Source organism: Massilia sp. Masssp93 (assembly GCF_059491295.1).
Genome location: NZ_CP168502.1, coordinates 1,939,000 through 1,963,320 on the forward strand (window position 1 = coordinate 1,939,000; position 24,321 = coordinate 1,963,320).

The window sequence follows — 24,321 nt, forward strand, 5'->3', positions numbered from 1 at the left end:
TCGGAATATCGCCCATGGAACGATACCCTTCCAGCATCTAGAATCTTCCTTTGCCGTACCTGTGAAGCGAGGAGGAACGATGTCCGATACGAAGCAACCCGTCTGGTTCATCGCCGACGCCACGACCGGCCTGGCGGCCGCGCTGGCCGAGGCCGTGCTGGCGTCCGGCCACCATGCCGTGCTCGCGGCGCGGCTGCCCTCGCAGCTGCACGCGCTCGTCGCGCGCCACCCGGAGCAGGCGCTCGCGCTGGCGCTGGACGTGACCGACACCGCCGCCGTCGACATGGCCATCGCCGCCGCCGAGCGCCGCTTCGGCCGCATCGACGTGCTGGCGACCAGCGCCGCCCAGCGCTATCCGGGCGCGATCGAGGAGGGCGAGGAGGGCGCCATGCGCGCGCTGTTCGACGAGAACGTGTTCGGCCCGATCAACCTGGCGCGGCGGGTCCTGCCGGCGATGCGCGCGCGCCGCGCCGGCCACGTCGTGATGCTGACCTGCGCCTCGGTGCAGGCGCCCGCGTTCGAGGGCTTCGGCCATGCCGCGCGCTCGGCGCTGGAAGCGCTGGCGGAAGCCCTGTTCTATGAAGTGGAGCCGCTCGGCATCGGCGTGACGCTGGTCGATCCGGGCAGCGGCGACGACGCCGGCGCGACCGCGCCGCGGGCCGCCGGCATCGCCGACTACGACGGCCTCGCCGGCCGCGCAGCGCGCGCCAGCGCCGCCGTGCCGGTGGACGCGGCCCGCGCCGCCCAGGCGATCATGCAGGCCGTCGCCGCCGGCCGCGGCCCGCTGCGCCTCGTGCTGGGCCGGGCGGCGCTGCAGCGCGCCTACGACCGCCTGCGCGTGCTGAAGGTGGGCTTCGACGCGTGGGCCGACCTGGCCGCGTCGGCCGACGTGCCGGCGCCCGGCCGCACGGTCCATCCGCCGCCGAGCCACGGCGGCCGGCCGCGGCGCGGGGTGCGCTCACGAGCCTGATGCGCGCAGCAGGGCCGGCACGGCCGCCGCCTCCATCGGCCGCGCGAACAGGAAGCCCTGGAATTCGTCGCAGCCGAGCGTGCGCAGGATCTCCAGCTGGGATTCGGTCTCCACGCCTTCGGCCACGATGCGCATCTGCAGGCCGTGGCCCAGCGCGACGACCGAGCGCACGATCGCCGCGCTGTCGGCGTCGCGCCCGAGGTCGCGCACGAAGGCGCGGTCGATTTTCAGGCGCTGCACGGGGAAGCGTTTCAGGTAGGCGAGGCTCGAATACCCGGTGCCGAAATCGTCGATCGACAGCTCCACGCCCAGTTCGCGGATGCCGCCCAGCAGGCGCTCGACGACGTCCACGCGGCTCATCGCGATGCTTTCCGTGATTTCCAGCTCGAGGGCGTCGGGCGTGAGGTCGGCGTCGGCCAGCGCCTGGCCGAGCACCTGCAGCAGGTCCTTCTGGTAGAACTGGCGGATCGACAGGTTGACGGCGATGCGGGTCGCGATGCCGTGCTCGCGCGCCCAGCGGCTGGCCTGCGCGCACGCGGTGCGCAGCACCCACGTCCCGATCGGCACGATGAGCCCCGTCTGTTCCGCGATGGGGATGAAGCGCGCGGGCGACACCGCGCCGAGCACCGGGTTGTTCCAGCGCAGCAGGACCTCGAACCCCGTCACGCGGCCCGTCGCGATGTCGACCTTGGGCTGGTAATGCGGCGTCAGTTCGTTGCGTTCCAGCGCATGCCGCAACTGCTCCTCGATGGTGAGGCGCTCGTTCAGCTGGATGTGCGTGGACTCCGAATGAAAGTGCACAGGCTCGCCCGACTCGCTGCGCGCGCGGTGCTTGGCGATATCGGCCAGGCGCATCAATTCGTTGGCCGAGCCGGCGTCCTGCGGATACAGGGCGATGCCGATCACGGGCGCCAGGTGGAACTCGCGCCCGCCCACGTGGAAGGGCTCCGACAACATGGTGTACAGCTCGAGCGCGACGGCGTCGGCCGGGCGGTGCGCCGGTCCGGCCGGCAGGACCAGGCCGAACTCGTTGGCCTTGACGCGCGCGACGCACAGCGGCGCCGGGGCGAGCGTGGCGAGGCGCGCGGCCACTTCGCGCACGGCGTCGTCGCCGGCTTCGTGGCCCAGCAGGTCGGCCACTTCCTGCTGGCGTTCGAGTGCGATCAGCAGCAGCACGACCTGTTCGCCCCGCGCGGCGGCGGCCTGCAGCGCGTCCCCCAGCACGCGGCGCAGGCGGTTCAGGTTCGGCAGGCCGGTGAGCGGATCGTGGTCGGCCAGGTACGCAAGGCGCAGCTCGACCTGCTTGCGTTCCGTGATGTCGGTGAGGCTGTTGACGATCTGGACGGCGTCGCCCTCGCTCGTCAGGCGCGCGGCCAGCTGGATCGTGGTGCGGGTGGCGCCGGCGCCGTCGCGGATCTCCGCTTCGAGCGCGTGCACGCCGTCCGCGGCGCTGCCCGCGTACAGCTGTTCGCGCGCGAGCGCGCCGGCCGGGTCGAGCACCTCCGCTTCGGGGCGCCCCGTCACCGCGTCTTCGCCGCGGCCGGTGAATTGCAGGAAGGCGCGGTTGAACAGGACCACGCGCCGCTCGGCGTCGAGCACCCACAGCGGCGTGGCGAGCGAGTCGAGGATCGACTTCAGGTAGCGGAAGCTGTGCGCGAGGCGGCTCTCGCTGGCCTGCAGGCGGGCGATCAGCGCGGCCTGGCGCGCCGTTTCGCGGCTCGTGCGCCACGCCAGGACCCCGAGCGTCGCCGACAGCAGGCCCCAGGCGACGATCGCGACCCACAGCCAGCCGCGCCACACGGCCAGCGTGTCGGACAGGTCGCGCCCCGTGACGATCACGAGCGGATACCCGGCCACGGCGCTGTAGCCGTACAGGCGGCGCACGCCGTCGATCGGGCTCGTCGCCTCGAACGCGCCGACCGATGCGCGTGGCAGGTATTTCTGGAACAGCGGCGTGTGGATGAAGGAATGGCCGATCATGTGCGGCAGCGTCGGGCTGCGCACGAGCATCGTGCCGTCGCGCGCATGCAAGGTCACGGAACCGCCGCGGCCCAGGTCGGCCGGGTCGAAGATGCGCTGGAAGTAGGCGACGTCCGTCTCGATGACGGCCCTGCCGGCGGGCAGGTTGCGCGCCAGCGTGATCGTGGCCGGCCCGCCGCCCGGCCTGGGCAGGGCGATGCCGATGCGCGGCGCGGCGCCCGGCGCCGGCGGGGGCGACGCGTCCGGCCCGAGGCGGCGGACCCGCGCGGGAATGTCCTCGAACGCGCCGCCGGGCATCGCGGCGGCCGTGCCGTCCGGCGGCGTGCGTTCCGTGGCGCGCGCCAGCGCCAGGTCGAGCGCGAGGGTGGCGTAGTGGGTCTGGGCGGCGAAGGCTTCCGCGAGGTTGCGCAGATTCGTCTGTTCGCGCGCGATGGTGTCGTGGTAGCTCGATACGAGCAGGCCGGCGAGCGTCAGCGTGATCGTGACGATCACCATGGCGGCGGCCGCGAGCGGTCGCAGGTTGCGGTGCCTGTCTGGCGGCGGGGCGGGAGTTGGAATGGGCACGTTCGTCATTACGCTGGTGGACGAGCCCGAGTATAAACCCGCAGGCCGCCGCCGCAGGCATCCGCCGGGGTCACATTTGCCGGAAGAGGTGCGCCAACAACGGACTGACGCGCAGCGTGTCCGCGCGGTCGCGCAAGTGCAGGGTCAGTTTGCCGGCGTCGTCGCGGCTCGCGCTCGTCACGTGCCGCAGATTGACGATGGCGCCGCGGCTGATCTGGCGGAACTGGTCCGGGTCGAGCTGGGGCAGCAGGTCCTTGAGGCTCAGGCGGATCAGCGCGTCGCCGCCGGCGCTCGCCACGTTGACGTATTTGTCGAGCGCCTGGAAGTACGCGACGTCCTGCACGGGGATCATGCGGACGATGCTGCCGACGGCCGCGCGGATGACGGTCAGGCGCTCGGCGGGCGCGCCGGCGTCCGGCAGCAGGGCGCGCATCTGCTCGACCAGCCGGGCCAGGCCGTCGTCGGCGGCCGCCGCCGGCGCGGGCGCCATCCTGGCCTTGAGGCGTTCGACGGTGCGGGCGAGGCGCGCGTCGCTCACCGGCTTCATCACATAGTCGACGGCGGCCTGCTCGAACGCCTGCACGGCATAGTCGTCGTAGGCCGTCACGAACACGACCTGCGGGAACGGACGCGCGCCCTCCCAGCGCTCGGCCAGTTCCTGCGCCGCTTCCAGGCCGCTCTGGCCCGGCATCTTGATGTCCAGGAACAGGATGTCGGGCTGCAGTTCCAGCGCCTGCCGGACGGCGGCGACGCCGTTCGGCGCCGTGGCGGCGATGTCGAGCTCGGGCCACAGGCGGCGCAGGGTGGCGGCGAGCGTGGCGGCGAGGATCGGTTCGTCCTCGGCGATGAGGGCGCGCAGTGGTACGGACGGATTCATGCGGTCTCCAGGGGAAGGGTCAGGCGGGCCAGCACGCCGTGCGGCTGGGCGGGAAGCAGGGTCAATGCGGCGCGCGCGCCGTACAGCACGTGCAGGCGTTCGCGGGTCGTGGTCACGCCGACGCCGCTGCCTTTGGCGGCCGTCTGCGTGTCGTCAAGGCCCAGGCCCGTGTCGCTGACGCAGATGTCGAGCAGGCCGGCGCGCACGCTCGCCTCCACTGTCACGGTGCCGCCTTCGATCTTGGGTTCCAGGCCGTGGATGATGGCGTTTTCCACGAGCGGCTGCAGCAGCATGGCGGGCAGCCGCGCGCCGCGCAGGTCGTCCGGCAGGACGCAGCGATAGGACAGGCGCGCGCCCATGCGCACGGCCATCAGGCCGAGATAGGCTTCGGCCGCCGCGAATTCCTGCCCCAGCGTCGTGGTCTCGGCACGAGTGGCGGACAAGGTGGCGCGCAGGTACTGGATCAGGTGGTCCAGCATCCGGCTCGCCTGCTGCGGGTCGATGGCGATCAGGCCCTGCAGGTTGGCGAGCGTGTTGAACAGCATGTGCGGTTCGATCTGCGCTTGCAGCAACCGCAACTGGGCCTGCAGGACCTGGCGCTCGACCGTCTCGGCGCGCACCCTGGCCTCCGTGCCTTCCTGCTTGATGCGCTCGACCCGTTCGCGGTTCAGGATCAGGAGGGCCATCGCGCAGATGGCCAGGAGGGTGAGTCCGATCATGCCTTTCTGGCCATGGTCGTTCGGGTAGTCGGACAGGTCGGGCAGCGGGCGGCCGAGCAGCAGGCTGCCCAGCGAAATGCCGCCGAAGTGGGCGACGGGCGCCAGCGCGACGAGCACCACGATGCAGGGTACCAGCCAGCGGCGGCGCCGTGCCGGATCGTCGAGGAGGGCGAAGCGCATGCCGTCGATGAAGACCAGCGCGATGAGGCCGACACAGATCGAGTACACCATCTGGTCGTACAGTTCCCACGTCCTGCCGGTGACGAGCGTGATCAGGACGGCGACCAGCGTGCAGACGATGACGGATACGCCGGCGTCGTCGGCGATGCGGCGAAGCAGCGGCCGGCAGGTGCCCGGCGCGGGCTGGAAGAAGCGGGTGAGGGTGGTCATGGTTGGCCTGTCTGCTGACGCTGTACGATTGCCCGCATTGTGCCGCCGCTGTCGGGCGCGGGCAAGCCGGCTGCGACGAAACCGCTGTGGCGGCGACCGAAACGGGGCATAATCGGACCGAACCCGCTTCCGACCCACGCGACATGGAATTCCAGTTCCTCGGCACCTCGTCCGGCACGCCGAGCAAGACCCGCAACGTGACCGGCCTGGCGCTGCGCGGCCCGGGCGGCGGGTGGTCGCTCGTCGATTGCGGCGAGGGCACGCAGCACCGCATCCTGCACACGACCTTGTCGCTGCACGACCTGCGCGCCGTCTTCATCACCCACCTGCACGGCGACCACTGCTACGGCCTGCCCGGCCTGCTGGCCAGCGCCGGCATGCAGAACCGCACGGCCCCGCTGACCCTCGTCGGCCCGCCGCCGTTGTGGACGTTCATCGAAGGCGTGATGGCGACGACCGGACTGGGGCTGCCGTATCCGCTGGCATTCGTTCCCGTCGCCGATCTCGCCGCGCGTACCGTCCTGCCCGACCTGGCCGTCGACGCGATCGCCCTGTCGCACCGCATGCCGTCGTACGCCTTCCGCTTCACGGAGCGCGCGGTGGAACGCAAGCTGGACACGGTCCGTTTGCGCGCGGCCGGCATCGCGCCGGGCCCCGCGTGGGGCAAGCTGCAGCGCGGCCTGGATGCCGTGCTGGACGACGGCCGCGTGCTGCGCGCGCATGAGTGGCTGCTCGCGCCGCGCAAGGCGCGCACGATCATCGTCGGCGGCGACAACGACGATCCGGACCTGTTGCTGGAGGCGGCGCGCACGGCCGACGTGCTGGTGCACGAGGCCACGTACACGGAAGAGGTGTTGCTCAAGGTGGGGCCGGGGCCGATGCACAGCTCCGCGCTGCGGGTGGCGCGCATGGCCGCGCGTGCCGGCGTGCCGAACCTGGTGCTGACGCATTTCAGTCCGCGTTACCAGGACGGCGACGGGCCGTTGTCGATGGCGGCGCTGGACGCGGAGGCGCGCGGCATGTATGGCGGACAGCTGTTCCTGGCGCGCGATTTCGACCGCTACGTGCTGGAACGCAGCGGTGTGCTGCGGGCCGGTTGATCGATCGGCGCTGGCACGCCGCCGAACGGCATCGTCACCGGCGTCGGGCATTCGTTCTGAAAATATTTTTTGTAACACGCAAAAATATCCGCGATATCTTTTTTGCCCTGTTAATCGATTACATCCGGAAAAAAGTTATCGCGGATTCCCTCATCGATATCCATATTTTTTATTTGGGAGGCGAAATCAAAGTTTTTGGAATCGCATCTATTTCCGTACTGAAATCTGTAAATTTTCCGGTCGAATCAGTCACTTAGCGACGTGCGGCACCCGGTTGCAAAGCATTTGAAAATGCCGCATTCTCCGCTCCAGATAGGGATGAGAGGGTCCCATATCGCCGAATACATAATTACTACGACGGAGACTACAGTGAAAAACCTATTATCCCTGGCGGGATTGGGGGCGGTATTCGCTTCCTGCTTCATTACCGCCAATGCCGGCGCCCAGGCCGGCGCGACCTTGCCCACCTTCCAGAACGCGTCCGTGCACGATCCTTCCGTGATCAAGGTCGGCGACACGTTCTACGTGTTCGGCTCGCACCTGGCGTCGGCCAAGTCGAAGGACCTCATGAAGTGGACGCAGATGACGGACAGCGTCAGCGCCACCAATCCGCTGTTCCTGAACGGTTCGAAGAACGTCTACACGGAGCTGGCCGAGACGTTCGCGTGGGCGAACTCCTCGACCCTGTGGGCGCCCGACGTGCGCCAGCTCGCGGACGGCAAGTACTACATGTATTACGACGCCTGCGAGGGCGACGCGCCCCGGTCCGCGCTGGGCGTGGCCGTCGCGAACAGCGTCGAGGGACCGTACGTCAACAAGGGCGTGATCCTCAAGTCCGGCATGTGGGGACAGGCGAGCTACGACGGCACGATCTACGACGCGCTGAAGCATCCGAACACGGTCGATCCGAACGTCTTCTTCGACAACGCGGGCAAGCTGTGGATGATCTACGGCTCGTACTCGGGCGGCATCTTCATCATGCAGATGAATCCCGCCACGGGCATGCCTTACCCGAACCAGGGCTACGGCAAGCGCCTCACGGGCGGCAACCACGCGCGCATCGAAGGCGCGTACGTGATGTACAGCCCGGCCACGTCGTACTACTACATGTTCACGTCGTTCGGCGGCCTCGATGCGAACGGCGGCTACAACATGCGGATCTCGCGCTCGACGAATCCGGACGGCCCGTACTTCGACGCCCAGGGCAACAACATGGCCAACGTGAAGGCCGATCCGGCCAAGCCGCTGTTCGACGACGCGTCCATTGCGCCGTACGGCGTCAAGCTGATGGGTAACTTCCTGTTCGAGCGCAAGCTGGGCGAGGCGGGCACCGGCATCGGCACGGGCTATGTCTCGCCGGGCCACAACTCGGCGTGGTACGACCCGGCGACCGGCAAGCACTTCCTGATCTTCCACACGCGCTTCCCGGAACGGGGCGAGCAGCATGAGGTGCGCGTGCACCAGATGTTCATGAACGCGGACGGCTGGCCCGTCGTGGCGCCGTACCGCTACGCCAACGAGACGCAGCCCGCCTTCCTGCGTCCCGAATTCGTGTTCGGCGACTACCTGTACGTCAACCACGGCAAGGACATCACGGCCACGATCAAGAAGTCGCAGCTGATCACGCTGAACGCCAACGGCAGCATCACCGGCGCCGTGACGGGCACGTGGCGCAGGCCAGGCGGCAACCAGATCGAGATCAGCCTGCCCGGCGCCTCGACGTACAAGGGCGTGCTGCTGACGGAATGGGACGAAACGTCGAAGTCGTACGTGACGACGTTCACCGCGTCGGCGCGCGAAGGCATCGCCATCTTCGGCAGCCGCCTGATCCCGCGTACCGACAGGCAGGTCGCGACCGCCATCTACAATGAACTGAGCCTCGGCGCCACGACGGCCGTCACCGGCAACCTCACGCTGCCGACGACGGCCGCGCGCAACGCCGTCATCAGCTGGACGTCGTCGAATCCGGCCGTCGTCAGCAACACCGGCATCGTGACGACGCCGGCGACCGGCGCGATCAACGTCACGCTCACGGCGCGGATCACGAAGGGGACCGCCACGCTGACGAAGACCTTCACCGTCACCGTGCGCAAGCTGGGCGGCCTCGTGGCGTACTACGCGTTCGACGGCAACCTGGCCGATTCGAACGGCGCGTTCGCGCCCGGCAGCGTCAGCGGCAACAGGATCGACGTGGCCGGCGGCAGCCTGGCGTTCGCCGCGGGCGTGCGCGGCAGCGCGGCCGTGTTCGACGGCGCCACCGGCGTGCGCCTGCCGAACGGCCTGATCTCGTCGAACGCGTACACCGTGTCGATGTGGCTGAAACCCGCGCAGCTGACGGCGTTCACGACGACGTTCTTCGGCGCGCGCACGACGGATTCGTGGGTCAGCTTCCTGCCCATGGGCCATGCCGGCGTCGGCGGCGCGACGATGCTGTGGTCGGGATCGAACTGGTATGACGCGGGCCTGGGCATGAACATCCCCGTGAACCAGTGGTCGCACGTGGCCTTCACGGTCAACAACGGCGCCGTCAACGTGTATGTCAATGGCGTGAAGCGCTTCTCCGGCACGGGCTTCCCGAATGTGTTCACGACGACGACCGGCACGTTCGCGCTCGGCGTGAACTACTGGGATACGCCGTACAAGGGCTCGATGGACGAGCTGCGCATCTATAACGCGGCCCTCAGCGACGCCGAAGTCGCCGGCCTGGCACACTGATGAAGGGAATGACCATGAAGAAGACCATCATCGGCCTGCTGGCGCTCGTTGCCTGCACGCTGGCCCACGCGGGCGTCGTCCATTTCGACGACCTGTCCGGCGACGAGACCCTGCCGATCACCGCCGGCTACGCGGGGTTCGACTGGGACAATATGGGGACGATCCGCGCCGACGCCTATCCCGGCAGCGGCTTCGAGGCGGGCACCGTGTCGCCGATGAACGCGGCGTTCAACTGGTACGGCGGCACGGCCACGATCTCGACGGCCGACGGCAATGCATTCGCCTATGCGGGCGCGTATTTCACGTCGGCGTGGGCCGACCAGGAGATCTCGTTCGAAGGCTGGCGCAACGGCCTGCAGCTGTTCTCGTCCGCTGCGTACACGCTGGACACCGCGACGCCGCGCTGGATCCAGCTCGACTGGTCCGGCATCGATACGCTGGTCATCTACAACAACGGTCCGACGCAGTGGGCGATGGATGAGTTCACGGTGCCGGAACCGGGGTCGCTGGCGCTGATGGGCGTGTCGTTGGCGGGACTGATGGCGGCGCGGCGCCGCAAGCGTTCCGCATGACGCATCGTGGGCACGGGGTGCCCACGCTACGGCGCATGGTGGCGGGGGATTGACGTTGGTCCGGCGCCGCGTGCATTTCATGTGAGGCATCGTGGGCACGGGGTGCCCACGCTACGGCGCATGGTGGCGGGGGATTGACGTCGGTCCGGCGCCGCGTGCATTTCATGTGACGCATCGTGGGCACGGGGTGCCCACGCTACGGCGCACGGTGGCGGGGGGATTGACGCCGGTCCGGCGCCGCGTGCATCTCATGTGAGGCATCGTGGGCACGGGGTGCCCACGCTACGGCGCACGGTGGCGGGGGGATTGACGTCGGTCCGGCGCCGCGTGCATTTCATGTGAGGCATCGTGGGCACGGGGTGCCCACGCTACGGCCTGGAACTCGTAGGGTGGGCTCCCCGAGCCCACGCAATCGTTCCATGTGACGCATGGTGGTCTCCGGGCCCGCCTGTCATTCCAGGTGCTCGTGGTGCTCCGCCACGCCCTGCTTCCAGTACGCCGACACGCGTGTCGCCTCGCGCGGCACGCCTTTCTCGGTCAGCGCCCGGCGCACCCGCGCCATCAAGGACGCTTCGCCGCCACCCCACGCAAAACCACGGCCTTCCGGCACCGCGAGCGTCCGTAACGCTTCGACCAGCGCATCCTGCGTATCGAACCAGCGCACATCGGCCGCGCCCGCGAACACGCGCCGGTCGTCCGCTTCCGCATGCACGAGCACGATCGCGCGGCGCCCCGCCGGCAGCTCTTCCAGCCGTCGCGCGATGGCCGGCAGGGCGGTCGCGTCGCCCGCCAGCAGGTGCCAGTCGAGTGCCGACGGCACGATCATCGACCCGCGCGGCCCGCCGACGAGCGCGCGCTGGCCGGCGACGGCGCGGCGCGCCCACTCGGATGCCTTGCCGTCGCCGTGCAGCGCGAACTCGATCACGAGCTCGCGCGCTTCGCGGCTGAAGCGCCGTGGGGTATAGTCGCGCCTCACCTGGGCGCCGTCCGCATCCGCGAACATGAACTTGACGTGGTCGTCGAACGACAGCGACGTAAAATCGGCCAGTGCCGCGCCCGCGAAGGTGATGGCGGCGAAGCCGGGGCCCAGCGGTTCGACGCGCGCGACGGTGAGTTCGCGCAGCTTGAGTTCGTGGCGTACGCGGCGCACCAACGTGTCCGGGTGGTCTGCAGTCTGTTGCATCGTTGCTCCGAAAATTAGTTGATAATGTCCTCTACAAGTCCTCATTATGCGAAATATAGTTGATCAAGTCAACCAAAATCCCCCGTCGCCTGCGCTGGAGGTGCTGGAGCGCGTCCACGCGATCATGCACCTGTTCCGTTCGGCCCAGCAGCGCAGCCTGCGTGCCGGTCCGCACGACCTGGCGCACATGGAGATCAAGGTGCTGGGCTTCTTCGCGCGCCGTCCGGGCGCGACGCAGAGCGACCTGGCCGCGCATTCGGGACGCGACAAGGCCCAGCTGGCGCGCCTCGTGCGCGGCCTGCGCGACCGCGGCCTGCTCGCAGCGGTGGCGGACGAGACGGACAAGCGCAGCACGCGGCTGTCGTTGTCGGGCGAGGGAAAGAAGATGTACGCGGCGCTGCATCGCCACGACCGCGCGCTGGCCGAAGTGGCGCTGGACGGCATATCGGAAGAGGAACGCGCGACCCTGCTGGACCTGCTGGCGCGGGTGCGCGCGAACCTGGAAAGGGAGTAGGGCCGGACCCGCGCCGGCCGCAGGCCCGGCGGCCGCTCCGGGCCCCGACTTCGGGCGACTACTTCAGGCGCTTACTTCGGACAGCAGCACTTCGCGCCGCACGGCCGCGCTCAGGCGCCCGGCGTCCAGCAGGCGCATGACGGTGAGCGCCTGGCGCGCCGGCACGGGATTCGCGCCCTTGCCGGTCAGCGCGTCGCGGATGCCCGCGTAATACGACGGATAGGCACCGTTCTCGGTCGGCAGCGACGACGTCGCCACCTTCCCGTCGCGCAGGACGGCCAGCGTGCCGGCCTCCGCGTCGACGCCCCATGCGGCCGCGGCGCCGGTCGGCAGGCGGCCCGCGATCAGGTCCGCTTCCTGCGGGTCGAGGCTTTGCTTGACCCAGCTGCCGGCAAGGCCGTGCAGCGCCACGCGCGGGCGCGCGACGGCGGCCACCATGCTGGCGCCGAGGTCCACGCGCAGGCCGTCGGCGTAGCGCAGGCGCGCCTGGAACTGGTCTTCGCAGCGGCTGCCCGGACGCAGGGTCGGCAGGTCGGCCTCGATGGCCAGCGGCTCGCCGAAGTACAGCACGGCTTCGTCGAGCAGGTGCGGGCCCAGGTCCATCCAGATGCCGCCGCCGGCATCCAGCTCTTCCTTCCAGCGCGCCTGCGGTTGCGGGCGGAAGCGGTCGAAATGCATGGCCGCGTGGCGGATCGAGCCCAGCGTGCCCTCGGCGAGCAGGCGCAGCGCGGTGCGCGTCGTGCTGTCCCAGCGGCGGTTGTGGTACACGCTGAGCAGCAGGCCCTTGTCCTCGGCGAGGCGCACGAGCGCGCCGGCCTGCACCGCATCGTCCGTGAACGGCTTGTCGACGACGACGTGCTTGCCGGCTTCCAGCGCGGCCTGCGCGAGCGGGAAGTGGGTCGTGTTCGGGCTGGCCAGCACGACCAGCCGCACGGCGGGATCTTTGATGAGGGCGGCCGGATCGGCGTGCACGGCGACGTCGCCCAGGTCGGCGCGCACCTTGTCCGGATTGCGGCTGGCCACCGCGGCGATGGCGAGGCCCGGCGTCGTGCGCAGCAGGGGCGCATGGAAGACCTGGCCGGCGAAGCCGTAGCCGATGAGTCCAACGTTGATCGTGTCAGCGGTCATTGTGATCCTTGTGATCGTTGTAGGTGAGCCTGTCAGTGCGGGAGCGCCAGCCCGGCCGGCCGCGGGCCCGGGCCGCGGCTCGCGCTGCGTTCGATGCTCTGCACGTCGAGCGGGCGCGTGACGCGGTAGCGCGCCAGCGCGGCGGCGCCGACGGCCACGGCCTGGGCGCCGAAGTGCGAGGTGCGGATGACGGGCGGCGGCAGCATCGCGGCATGCGCATACGCGGCCAGCACGTGCCGGGCCGGTTCGATGAACGCGTCGCCCAGCTGCAGCGCGGGGCCCCCGATCACGATCGCCATCGGGTCGAAGCCGGCCCACAGATTGTTCAGGAGGATGCCCAGCTGGCGGCCGGCCGCGTCGACGGCGGCGCACGTGGTCTTGTCGCCGTCGGCCACGCGGCGGAACAGGTGCTCGAGGGCCGGATGGCTGGGGGGTTCGCGTCCCAGCAGCGAGCCGAGGCCGATCAGCGCGTCGGCGCAGCCGCGCCGCCCGCACTGGCACAGCGGTCCGCCGGCCTGCAGGATCGCGTGGCCCACTTCGCCCGCGAAACCGTGCAGGCCGGTGAGCAGGCGGTCGTTCACGATCACGCCGGCGCCCACGCCGTAGCCGATCGACAGGTAGATCAGCGGATCGGTGCCCGACTGGTCGGCGAATTCGAATTCGCCCAGCGCCGCCACGTTCGCCTCGTTCTGCATGAACAGCGGCAGCCGGTCCAGCGGCGAGCCGACGACGTGGGTCTGGACGATGCCGGCCACGTCCACGTCGCGCCAGCCGAGGTGGGGCGCGTGGTGCAGCAGGCCGCGGGCCTCGTCGACGGCGCCGTGCAGGCCGATGCCCACGCCCAGCACGCGCCGCGCCGTGCCCTGGCCGGCCGGGCGCGCCAGCCGCTTCGCCAGCTTGACGAGGGCGAGGGCGGCGAGGCGGATGCAGGACACGGGGTCGCCCGGGTCTTCGTAGGTGAGGATGCGCGTGTCGAGCACTTCGCCCAGCAGGTTGGTGGCGACGACGCGCGCCTCGTCCACGCCCAGTTCGGCGCCGAGCAGGGCCAGGCGCGACGGGTCCAGGTGCAGGGGCGTGGCGCGGCGGCCTACCTCGCCGGTCACGAGCAGCTCGCTTTCCGTGAGCCAGCCTTCGTCGACCAGCTCGCGCACGAGCAGGCTGACGGTCGACTTGGTCAGGCCCAGGACGTCGGCCAGCGCGGCGCGCGACAGGCCGGGCTGGGTGCTCACCTGGCGTACCAGCGCCATACGGTTCAGTTGCTTGAGGAGTTGCTGGTCACCGGTAACAGGCATGGGCGGGGAAAATCAAGTGGTTTGTGATGATTATGCAACAGATTGGAAATTTTTGTACATCATGCAGTACGCATATTTATAACGACGGGCGCACTGGCTGGTGAAAAGTATAACGGGAGCAAAGTGGGGGCGGGGTGGAACGAAGTGATTGATTTATTTATGAAATCGATTTCTTGAGAAAATTCGCGCATCTTCATACGTATGTTACGTAATCCGCGTTCCGGTGGGAAAAACGCGGTCCATTTCGGTGCGCGGACGCATTTTTTACGTGCATACAGTTCGTTCGACCGATTGACCAATGTGTCAAATGTTCTTAATCTTGAGCAAATGATGTTCGCTATCAGTGACCAAAGAGTCAACGTTGCGGCGGCCAGGACGGCTGCCGCGACCCGGACGACAGAGCCCCCGCCGGCAAGTACGGGAACCGGGGGATGCCAGGAGTAGTACCACCACCACGGACGTCTGCGCCCGTCGGGCGCGGCGTTTTTTTCGAGAGACGAGAGGAGACACAGTGCTGCACACCAAGAGGGTTTTTTCCCATCACCTGAACACCAGGCACCGCCTGATCAGCCTGGCCGTTGCGAGCGCGTGCGCCGCCGTTGCGCTACCTGCCTACGCACAGGACGCGAACAACGGTGCATCCAGTGGCACCGCAGCGCCAGGCGATACGGCGGTGACCACGGCGGTGCAGGGCGTCGCGACGAATACCGTCGTGGTCACCGGCATCCGCGCCAGCATGCAGTCCACGCTGAACCTGAAGCGTAACTCCGATGGTATCGTCGACGGCATCGTCGCCGACGACATCGGCAAATTCCCCGACACGAACCTGGCCGAAGCCGTCCAGCGCATCTCCGGCGTGTCGATCGACCGCAACCGCGGCGAAGGCGCCAAGGTCACCGTGCGCGGCGTCGGTCCGGACCTGAACATGGTGCTGCTGAACGGGCGCCAGATGCCGACCGCGAACCTGGGCGACCAGGCCGGCCGCGCGTTCGACTTCTCCAACCTGGCGTCGGAAGCCGTGTCGCAGATCCAGGTGTACAAGAGTGCCCGCGCCGACACGCCGCCGGGCGGCATCGGCGCCACCCTGAACATCATGACCGGCCGTCCGCTGGACATGGGCAACCGCGCCACCTTCGGCGTGAAGGGCGTGTACGACAAGTCCAACAACAACCTGCCGGACATCGACGCAGGCAAGAAGGTCACGCCGGAAGTCTCGGGCCTGTACAGCACGACGTGGCATGACGGCATGTTCGGCTTCGCGGCCACCGGCAGCTACCAGTCGCGCAACCTGGGCGTGAACCAGGCCGCCGTCACCAACGGCTGGCTCGGCCCGTTCCACGGCGACACCGTCAGCCAGGACCCGGGTCCGGTTCCGGTGTCGGGCGTCGGCGTGACGAACCCGCCGAAGGCCAGCGACATCTACCTGACCCCGCAGAACCTGTCGTACTTCGTGCGCGGCTCGCAGCGCCAGCGCACCAACGGCCAGCTGACGTTCCAGTTCCGCCCGGTGAAGGAGATCACGACCACGCTGGACTACACGTACGCGGAAAACAAGATCCAGACCAAGTACCACGAGTTGTCGGTCTGGTTCAACCACCCCCTGAACGCCCAGACGAGCAAGTGGACCAACGGCCCGATCGCCTCGCCGCTGTACTACGAAGAGCAGGTGACGAACCAGGACATGGCGATGAACGGCGGCGATTTCGCCACCAAGTCGACCCTGGACTCGATCGGCTTCAACACCCAGTGGCGCGTCTCGCCGGCCCTGCGCCTGTCGCTCGACATGCACCACTCGGTGGCGGAGTCGAAATCGGACAGCCCGTACGGCTCGAACAACGACCTGGCGACCGTCAGCTTCTCGCGCGGCACCACCGGCGTCGACTTCAGCCAGGAGATGCCGATCCTCGTCATCCCGGGCGGCGCCGACTACACGGCCGCGCCGAACCAGGTGTCCGGCTCGTGGTTCCAGGATGGCCTGAACAAGATGAAGATCGACCAGATCCAGGCCGGCGGCAGCCTGAAACTGTTCGAGTCGTCGAACCTGAACTTCGGCCTGTCGCACTCGAAGGTCAACAACCACTCCGTGTTCCAGCAGGTGCAGCGCGACTCGTGGGGCGGCACGTCGACAACCCCGGGCACCGCCTATAACCAGAACCTGTGGTTCGCGGACGGCATCAGCCAGTACTTCAGCAAGCTGGGCGGCTCGAACGATCCGCGCATGTACAACCGCTACAACCTGTTCAACTTCGCCGACGTGCGCGACAACGCGATCAAGGTGACGGGCGACCAGGCCGGCTATACCCCGAGCCTGTCCAACCCGAGCTTCAACCGCACCACGATCGAGAAGACGAAGGCGCTGTTCATGCAGTTCAATACGGACTGGGATACGGCGATGCCGATGCACACCGGCGTGGGCTTCCGCTACGAGAAGACCGACGTCGCCTCGACCGGCCTGCTGAAGCAGCCGACCCAGGTCAACTGGATCTCGCAGAACGAACTGCCGATCGTCTTCGGCTCGCAGACCTTCCAGACCCAGACCGGCAGCTACAGCAACTTCCTGCCGACGGTGGACTGGGACATGGACGTGCGTGACGACCTGAAGGTACGCGCCAGCTACGGCGTATCGATCGGCCGTCCGCGCTACGACCAGATCGAGGGCGGCACCACGTACAGCGCCACGGCGGGCGTGACCGGCACGACGGCGAACCGCGGCAACCCGGGCCTGTCGCCGGTCAAGTCGAAGAACCTGGACCTGTCGGCCGAGTGGTATTACACGAAGCAGAGCATGGTGTCGCTGGGCCTGTTCTACAAGGACCTGTCCGACTATGCCGGCCAGACCGTCGTCAACGAGCCGTCGACGACGGCGACGACGCCGGTGGGCGGCGGCTACTGGAACGCGGCCATCGCCGCGGGCTGCGTGGCGACCGACACGAACTGCATGCGTAACTACATCCTGTCGCACTTCGCCGGCCAGCCGGGCGTGACGGCGACCGGCACCAACGCGGCGGGCAACCTGACGGGCACCATCAGCGGCATCCCGGGCGATCCGGCGCTGCCGTACCAGGTGACGACGTTCATCAACCAGGACAAGGCGTCGCTGAAGGGTGCGGAGGTGAACTGGCAGCACATGTTCAACAACGGCCTCGGTTTCCAGGCCAACTACACGTACGTGAAGTCGAGCCTCAAGTACGACAACATGGGACTGGGTAACCAGTTCGCGCTGGTCGGCCTGTCGAACTCCGCCAACCTGGTCGGTATCTACGAAGACCAGAAATGGTCGATCCGCCTGGCGTACAACTGGCGCGGCGAGTTCCTCGCGAGCGTGGCCGACAACGGCAAGCCGAACCCGCAGTACGTCGAGCCGTACGGCCAGACCGACCTGTCGATCGGCTACAACGTCAACAAGAACCTGAGCGTGTCGCTCGAGGCGATCAACCTGACCGACTCGACCCAGCGCACGCACGGCCGTACCGACCAGCAGGTGCTGCAGGTCACGACCGGCGGCCCGCGCTACATGCTGGGCGCGCGCTACAAGTTCTGATGATGTGACCGGGCGGCGGCCGCGCGCCGCCGCATGCAAGGGCCGTCCTTCGGGGCGGCCTTTTTTTCGGGGTCAGAGCCCGTTTTTGGGCAATTTCCAAAAGCCGGGCTCTGACCCCGAATTCACGAGTATTGTCGATGCGGATGGTAGCGTGCAGCAACGCATTATTATTCCCGGATCGGCGGTTTTAACGATTGCGCATGTGACCGCTAACAGCGACAATAGCGCTTCAACTATAATGCGCACGCCGCCGCCACCGTCCGGCACCGTGCCGCGGAGACGATCCCACCCGTCCGCCACGCGCGGCGGCGGGCCATACGGCCCGTCATGACAGTCTTCCCGGCCCTTTGCCGCCTGTGCGTCCGGCATCGCCCGATTCACCCCCTGCGATAGAGGACTGAATGAGACTTACCCTGCACCGCACGCTGATTGCGCTAACATCGGCGCTCGCCATCGTACCCTCGGCCTTCGCCGCCCCGCTGACCACCCTGGACCGGAACGGCGCCTGGGTGACGGTGGAAGCGTACGGCCCGAACGTCGTCCACGTGACGATCGCCGTCGACAAGGACGAAGTCCTCAAGGGGCCGGGCTACGGCATCCTGGCAAAGCACGCCGACAACGGCGGCTTCCGCCACGCGGCCGGCAATGACGGCGACACCTTCACGTCGAACGGCATGACCCTGCACGTGAACGCGGCCCCGCCGGCGCGCACGCCGAGCCAGCCGGAGAAATACTTCGCGCCGTCGCTGGCCCCGGTCGGCCTGCAGGTGAAGAACGCGCAGGGCGAGCAGATCCTCGACATGCAGGGCTGGGAGATGTCGCCGCAGACCGTCTCCGGCGAAAAGACCTACCAGGTCGGCGCCACGTTCGCGGTCGCCCGCGACGAGCATTACTACGGCATGGGCCAGAACCAGGAATCCACGGGGCCCCTGGACCTGCGCGGCCGCACGCTCGACTGCAAGCACTGGTATGACGCGCCGGCCGGCGAGACAGTGTGCGTGCCGTTCATGGTGTCCTCGAAGGGCTACGGCATCGTCTGGGACAACCCGTCGGCCACGCGCTTTTCCGCCGGCATCAACGGCCGCACGACGTTCCAGTCGAACGTGGGCGAGCGCGTGTCGTTCTTCGTCATCACGGGCAAGACGGCGGACGAGATCTACTCGGGCTACGCGCGCCTGACCGGCAAGACGCCGATCCCGCCGAAGGCCGCGTTCGGCCTGATCCAGTCGAAGGCGCGCTACGACAGCCAGCAGGAAGTGCTGCGCGTCGCGAACACCTACCGCCAGAAAAAATACCCGCTCGACGTGATGGTCGTCGACTGGTTCTACTGGACCCGCATGGGCCAGATGGACATCAACCCGGCCGAGTTCCCCGATCCGGACGGCATGAACAAGCAGCTGCATGACATGGGCATGCAGTCGATCGTCTCGATCTGGCCGCGCTTCGAAACGGCGGGCCGCTACTTCAACGAGCTGGATGCGAAGGGCTATCTGCTGAAGGACAAGGACGGCAAGACCGTCGACGGCCTGCCGTTCCGTTCCGACCGCACCGGCGGCCTGATCGACGCGACGAATCCGAAGGCGCGCCAATGGTTCTGGGAGAAGGCGCGCGACAACGTCCTGTCGCACGGCTTCGATTACCCGTGGCTGGACGAGACCGAACCGGACCTCGTGCCGGACGGCTTCTTCTACTCGATCGGTTCGGGCGATCGCTACCACAACCTGTTCCCGCTGCTGCACGTGGAAGGCGTGGCTGACAATATGCGCGCCTGGAAGCCGAACAAGCGCGTGCTGATCCTGTCGCGTGCGGCCTACCTCGGCTCGCAGCGCACGGGCGCGCTGTTCTGGTCCTCGGACGTCAACGCGACGTGGGAAGCGCTGCAGCGCCAGATCCCGACGGGCCTGAACATGACGGCATCCGGCATCGCCATGTGGGGCAACGACATCGGCGGCTGGCAGTCGATCCCGGCCACCAGCGGCGGCACCAAACCGCCGCTGCTCGACCCCTCCGACGCGCGCGACGTCGTCGGCCAGAACAGCGACTATCCCGAGCTCCTGACGCGCTGGTTCGAGTACGGCACCTTCCTGCCGACCCTGCGCTTGCACGGCCTGCACAAGCACACCGACATCTGGTCGTTCGGCAAGCAGGCGGAGGCCGTCATGTCCCGCTACGACGCGCTGCGCTACCAGCTGATCCCGTACATCTACAGCCAGGCCAAGTTCACGCACGACACCGGCGCGCCGTTCATGCGCGGCCTGTGGATGGACTTCCCGAACGATCCGAACGTCGCGAACATCGGCACCGAATACATGTTCGGCCCGGCGTTCCTCGTGGCGCCGGTGACGGAGCAGGGCCAGACGGAAAAGAACGTCTACCTGCCGGCGGGCAGCGACTGGTACAACTTCTGGACCGACGAGAAGCTGGCCGGCGGCCAGTGGGTCAAGGTCGCGGCACCGATCGACCAGATCCCCGTGTTCGTGAAGGCCGGTTCGATCGTCCCGCTCGGCACGGCGATCCAGTCGACGGCGACGAAGCAGGGCATCGCCCAGGTCAAGGTCTACCCGGGCCGCGACGGCAGTTTCGACCTGTACGACGACGACGGCGTGTCGTACGACTACGAAAAAGGCAAGGGCACGACGACGCGCCTGCACTGGAATGACGGCGCGGGCAAGCTCACCGCCAGCGGCGGGGATGCCAGCGTGGCGAAGAACCTGCCTGGCCTCGTGAAGGTCGCCGGCAAATAATCGCGGCACGTCATGAACGCCGTTCCCGCCAGCGCGGGAGCGGCGTTTTTTTTATGGCTGTGTGCGCGATATCGAGGTAAGCGCGCATTGCCCCTCCCTCGGCTGCCGGCGTCAACGACGGCGCCGCCCGACCCGAATGCGCCGGCCACGCAGCCGGACCCACCGCAATCCCCATCGCGGCCGGCATGCCCGGCATCCCCTGCGCCCCCACATGTACGCGCGCAAGTCCCTTTCCGCCATCGCGACGTCCGCGACAGCGATGCGGCCGACGGGTTCCCGAACGGCGCCGCGCGGCGCGATCCGGCTTCCGAAGACACAAATGACCGGTCCTCCGGAACGGGGCAGACCGCGGCATGCGCCATGAATAACATCAGACATCATATCTGTTGTTATCGTATAACACCCCTAACACGATTTTTGTGGTAGCGGATAGCAAGCCCCCGAGGGAGCGGCCCGCTCTATGACGCCTGCGATACGAATTCCGGTATCGGTCACGAAAAAAAATTTATTGGTTCCGTGGTATTTACTCAAGTATTTTACTGACATGTCAGACGTCATACTTGGAAAGCCCCTCCGCAGAGGCGATTTCATCCGTCTTGGGTAGGTGCCTGCCGACAGTGTGGCGAAGGTCGTTCCGCGCCGAAAAATGTTAGCGTTTAACATTTTGTGTTAGTGCGATCGGGGCGAGTGTCCGAAGTAACCGTGTCAGGAGAACCGTTCCCGAGAAAAACAAGCGCATCAAGCAGTCCGACCTCGATACGACACCAAAAGGCCGCCGAGGCCATCCGATAAGAAGACAAAGAGGAGACATATGAAGCAACACTGGAAAGGCGCCGCACGGCGCAGGGCACCCTATTGCCGCGAGATTTACGCATTGACGATCCTGGCCGGCCTCGTGTCGAGCGCCTGGGCGCAGGACGCCGCGCAACCGGCAGCCACCGCCGCGGCGGCGCAGGCCGGCGCGGACGGCAAGAAGCAGGCGGCCGCCCCGACCGTCACCGTGACCGGTTACCGCAGCTCGCTGGCGCTGTCCGCCAACGAAAAGCGCGAGAACAACGGCCTGACCGACACCGTGTTCTCGGAGGACATCGGCAAGTTCCCCGACCCGAACATCGCGGACGCCCTGTCGCGCGTGCCGGGCGTGACGGTGACCCGCGCGGCCATCGACGGCGAGGGCATGAACATCTCGATCCGCGGCATGGGCCCGGCGTTCACGCGGGTGCTGCTGAACGGCGCGCCGATGGCGTCGGCGTCGGCCGGCAGCTGGGGCGGCAACATCAGCGCCAACCGCGAAGTGGACATGGACTTCCTGCCGTCCGAACTGTTCCGCAGCGCCACCGTGTACAAGAGCCAGCGGGCCGACATCATCGAAGGCGGCGTGGCCGGTACGGTCGACATGCGCAGCGTGCGTCCGTTCGACAAGGCCGGCTTCCGTTCGGCCTTCACGGCCAGCGGCAATTATCGCGACAAGGACGGCAAATGGGGCAATACCGGTTCCGGCCTCGTCAGCAATACGTGGAACACGCGCTTCGGCAAGGTGGGCGCGCTCGCCGGCTTCGCGTGGGGCAACACGAAATACCACACCGACGTGTTCCAGACGGTGGACATGCGCACCGTCCGCCTGAATGCGAACCAGCGCAACGCGTCCGATCCGGCCGCGCTCCCGGGCGACTATTTCAACAGCCCGGCCACGGTGCCGTCCGGGATTCCGCTCTCCGTGCTGCCGGCCTACGCGCAATCGCTGCTCAAGCCGGGCGCCGCGATCGACCGCAACATGCTGCTGGCGTTGAATCCGGGCGCAACGATCCAGCAGATCGACAACGGCCTGATGGGCCGCCTGCCGCGCTACCTGGTCTACGACGGCGAGCGCCGCCGCCGCGGCGAGGTGCTGAGCTTCCAGTGGCAGCCGAACGACCAGTGGGACTTCTATCTCGACACCCTGTTCGCCCAGAAGGGCAACAAGATGACGCAGGAAGACATGAACGTGGGCATGCGCGCCAATACGCCGATCCCCATCGGCATGACGTTCGACCGCAGCGATTGCTCCGCCTATTGCACGATCACGGGCGCGACGCTGGCCGACACGTTCTGGTCGCTCGAGTTCCGCCCGATGAAGGAGAACACGCACTTCCGCAGCATCAATCCGGGCTTCGAGTACCGTCCGACGGACAGGCTGACCATCGACGGCCACGTCAACTACACGGACAGCGAGTTCTATCGCGACATGCCGACCGTGCTGGTGGCGACCACGTCGCCGTCGTCGGTGGTCAATTACAGCAACACGGCGCCGGGCAAGATCCCGGTCATGACGAGCAACATCGACATCAACGACCCCAGCGCCTTCGGCTGGTACCAGGCGGGGCAGGGCCTGTCCGGCCTGCGCACCGACCTCTACCAGCGCCGCAACACCACCAAGGGCACGCGCCTGAACCTGAACTGGGGCGACGACACGTTTTCCATCAAGGCGGGCGGTTCGTTCGACGACATCGCGCGCCGCTTCACGGACTACAACAACGCCGACGCGTGGATGAACCTCACCTGCGGCAACAACGTCAGCTACCCGTTCTATGCGCCCAACACGGCGCTGCAGGGAACGTGCGACGGACGCTCCACGCCGGGCGCCGCCGTCGCCGCGACGGCCTATCCGGGCTACGGCACCGGCTCGACCGCGGGCCTCACGAACCAGCTGGTGTATCTCGGTTCGGCCGTCACGAATGCCGACCTGGCCAAGTACGTGCACGCGAGCGATCACGGTTTCGTCACGGTCGACTGGGACAAATTTGCGAAGGACACGAATTACCAGTACTTCCGCGACCGCATCATGGACGTGCCCACGACGGGCGGCGGCTACCTGCGCGAAAAAGTGAAGGCGTTCTACCTCGAGACGAACGGCAAGCTGCCCCTGTTCGGCCGCACGTTCCGCTACAACGCCGGCGTGCGCTATGCGCAGACGGAGCAGACGATCGGCGCGCCGCAGAGCGTGGCCGATCCGCGCAACGCGGCGCAGAACCTCGCCAACGGCGGCCGCTATCCGAACCTGCAGACCTGGACCTACGAGACGACCAAGTACCATAACGTGCTGCCGTCGTTCACCGTCTCGTACAACATCCTGCACGACCTGATCGCACGGGTGTCCGGCTCCAAGTCGATGACCCGGGCGAACCCGGCCGACCTGCACCAGACCCAGTTGACGATCGGCGACCAGGGCGTGAACCAGGGCAGCGTGTCCAACCCGAACCTCAAGCCCTTCAAGGCGAACAACCTCGACCTGGGCCTGGAGTATTACTTCAGCCGGGAAGGCTATGTGGCGCTGGCGGGCTTCGCCAAGGACATCGTCAGCCGGCCGGGCACGCGCTACATCGACTACACGCTGGCGCAGCTGGATCAGATCTACGGCACGGTGGGCCTGACGGGCGCGCAGCAGGCGGCGGTGGACGCGGCCGGGGGACGCGACCAGAAGCACGTGTTCATCAGCGAGCCGTACAACATCGACACCAAGCTCAAGGTGCGCGGCTTCGAATTCACGTGGCAGCAGCCGCTGGACATGTTGCCGGTCAAGGGCTTCGGCTTCACGGGCAACTTCACGTACACGAAGCAGACCGACGAGGTGGTGGGCTCGCCGCCCGTCGCGGGCGTGCCGCCGCGGACCAACAACCTGACGCTGTATTACGAGCGCAACGGCCTGAACCTGCGCGTCGCGCGGCAGTACACGTCCAGCCTGATCAGCAATACCGGCACGGGCCTGGCGACGTGGACGAACGCGTACTCGACGTCGCGCTCGCAGGTCGACCTGTCCGCCGGCCTGAACCTGCAAAAGCTGTTCGGCTTCCGCTACAACACGGACGTGACGCTCAGCGTCTGGAACGTGAACAACGCCAAGAGCCAGAACTACACGCAGTTCACCAACGCGATCTTCGACGAGAACGCGCCGGGCCGCAGCTACACCATGTCGCTGCGCACGGCGTTCTGACCTTGCGTCTCCCCGGGCCGTCGGCCGATGGCCCGGTGTTCATGGAGCGGCCCCGCGGCCGC

Annotated in this window: 14 protein-coding genes; 8 read left to right on the forward strand and 6 right to left on the reverse strand. The window is 67.6% G+C overall.

All coding sequences use genetic code 11. The features are described from left to right. Nucleotides 1-79: 79 nt before the first annotated feature. Nucleotides 80-970, forward strand: a complete 891-nt coding sequence (locus tag ACEN9Q_RS08135) for an SDR family NAD(P)-dependent oxidoreductase (protein ID WP_495627985.1) — start codon at nt 80-82, stop codon at nt 968-970. Here ACEN9Q_RS08135 and ACEN9Q_RS08140 read toward each other — a convergent pair. The 3 genes from ACEN9Q_RS08140 to ACEN9Q_RS08150 form a co-directional block, all read right to left on the reverse strand. Next, nucleotides 959-3,523, reverse strand: a complete 2,565-nt coding sequence (locus ACEN9Q_RS08140; protein WP_495627986.1) for a bifunctional diguanylate cyclase/phosphodiesterase — start codon at nt 3,521-3,523, stop codon at nt 959-961. The genes ACEN9Q_RS08135 and ACEN9Q_RS08140 overlap by 12 nt on opposite strands. Before the next feature lie 61 nt (nt 3,524-3,584). Then, nucleotides 3,585-4,391, reverse strand: coding sequence for a LytR/AlgR family response regulator transcription factor (locus ACEN9Q_RS08145; RefSeq protein WP_495627987.1), 807 nt, complete (start codon nt 4,389-4,391; stop codon nt 3,585-3,587). Then, a complete protein-coding gene (locus ACEN9Q_RS08150; protein ID WP_495627988.1) occupies nt 4,388-5,500 on the reverse strand; it encodes a sensor histidine kinase in 1,113 nt (370 codons plus the stop codon). The genes ACEN9Q_RS08145 and ACEN9Q_RS08150 overlap by 4 nt, the downstream gene beginning before the upstream one ends. A 143-nt stretch (nt 5,501-5,643) precedes the next feature. On the opposite strand from ACEN9Q_RS08150, the gene ACEN9Q_RS08155 reads away from it, so the two are divergent. From ACEN9Q_RS08155 to ACEN9Q_RS08165, 3 genes are all read left to right on the forward strand, one after another. Then, on the forward strand, nt 5,644-6,600 hold the full coding sequence (locus ACEN9Q_RS08155) for an MBL fold metallo-hydrolase (protein WP_495627989.1): 957 nt from the start codon (nt 5,644-5,646) through the stop codon (nt 6,598-6,600). A gap of 369 nt (nt 6,601-6,969) precedes the next feature. Beyond that, nucleotides 6,970-9,315 carry a family 43 glycosylhydrolase gene (locus ACEN9Q_RS08160; RefSeq protein WP_495627990.1) on the forward strand — a complete coding sequence of 782 codons (2,346 nt, stop codon included), beginning with the start codon at nt 6,970-6,972 and terminating at the stop codon, nt 9,313-9,315. A gap of 14 nt (nt 9,316-9,329) precedes the next feature. Further along, complete coding sequence (locus tag ACEN9Q_RS08165; protein WP_495627991.1) at nt 9,330-9,887, forward strand: PEP-CTERM sorting domain-containing protein; 558 nt, start codon at nt 9,330-9,332, stop codon at nt 9,885-9,887. 451 nt (nt 9,888-10,338) lie between these two features. Here the strand turns inward: ACEN9Q_RS08165 and ACEN9Q_RS08170 are convergent, their stop codons facing one another. After that, nucleotides 10,339-11,070, reverse strand: coding sequence for a siderophore-interacting protein (locus ACEN9Q_RS08170; protein ID WP_495627992.1), 732 nt, complete (start codon nt 11,068-11,070; stop codon nt 10,339-10,341). 124 nt (nt 11,071-11,194) lie between these two features. Between ACEN9Q_RS08170 and ACEN9Q_RS08175 the strand changes: the two genes are divergently transcribed. Continuing rightward, the gene (locus tag ACEN9Q_RS08175; protein ID WP_229412705.1) at nt 11,195-11,584 is read left to right on the forward strand and encodes a MarR family winged helix-turn-helix transcriptional regulator; all 390 of its coding nucleotides are present in this window, start codon (nt 11,195-11,197) and stop codon (nt 11,582-11,584) included. A gap of 63 nt (nt 11,585-11,647) precedes the next feature. Here ACEN9Q_RS08175 and ACEN9Q_RS08180 read toward each other — a convergent pair whose 3' ends face one another. Then, complete coding sequence (locus ACEN9Q_RS08180; RefSeq protein ID WP_056442315.1) at nt 11,648-12,712, reverse strand: oxidoreductase; 1,065 nt, start codon at nt 12,710-12,712, stop codon at nt 11,648-11,650. A 32-nt stretch (nt 12,713-12,744) separates the two neighbouring features. Next, nucleotides 12,745-14,004 carry an ROK family protein gene (locus ACEN9Q_RS08185; protein ID WP_495627993.1) on the reverse strand — a complete coding sequence of 420 codons (1,260 nt, stop codon included), beginning with the start codon at nt 14,002-14,004 and terminating at the stop codon, nt 12,745-12,747. Nucleotides 14,005-14,515: 511 nt separating this feature from the next. Here ACEN9Q_RS08185 and ACEN9Q_RS08190 point away from each other — a divergent pair. The 3 genes from ACEN9Q_RS08190 (at nt 14,516) to ACEN9Q_RS08200 (ending at nt 24,259) form a co-directional block, all read left to right on the forward strand. After that, nucleotides 14,516-17,545 carry a TonB-dependent receptor gene (locus ACEN9Q_RS08190; RefSeq protein ID WP_495627994.1) on the forward strand — a complete coding sequence of 1,010 codons (3,030 nt, stop codon included), beginning with the start codon at nt 14,516-14,518 and terminating at the stop codon, nt 17,543-17,545. Between the two features lie 401 nt (nt 17,546-17,946). Beyond that, nucleotides 17,947-20,289 carry a glycoside hydrolase family 31 protein gene (locus ACEN9Q_RS08195; RefSeq protein WP_495627995.1) on the forward strand — a complete coding sequence of 781 codons (2,343 nt, stop codon included), beginning with the start codon at nt 17,947-17,949 and terminating at the stop codon, nt 20,287-20,289. An 811-nt stretch (nt 20,290-21,100) separates the two neighbouring features. Next, a complete protein-coding gene (locus ACEN9Q_RS08200) occupies nt 21,101-24,259 on the forward strand; it encodes a TonB-dependent receptor (protein WP_495627996.1) in 3,159 nt (1,052 codons plus the stop codon). The last annotated feature ends 62 nt before the right edge of the window (nt 24,260-24,321 follow it).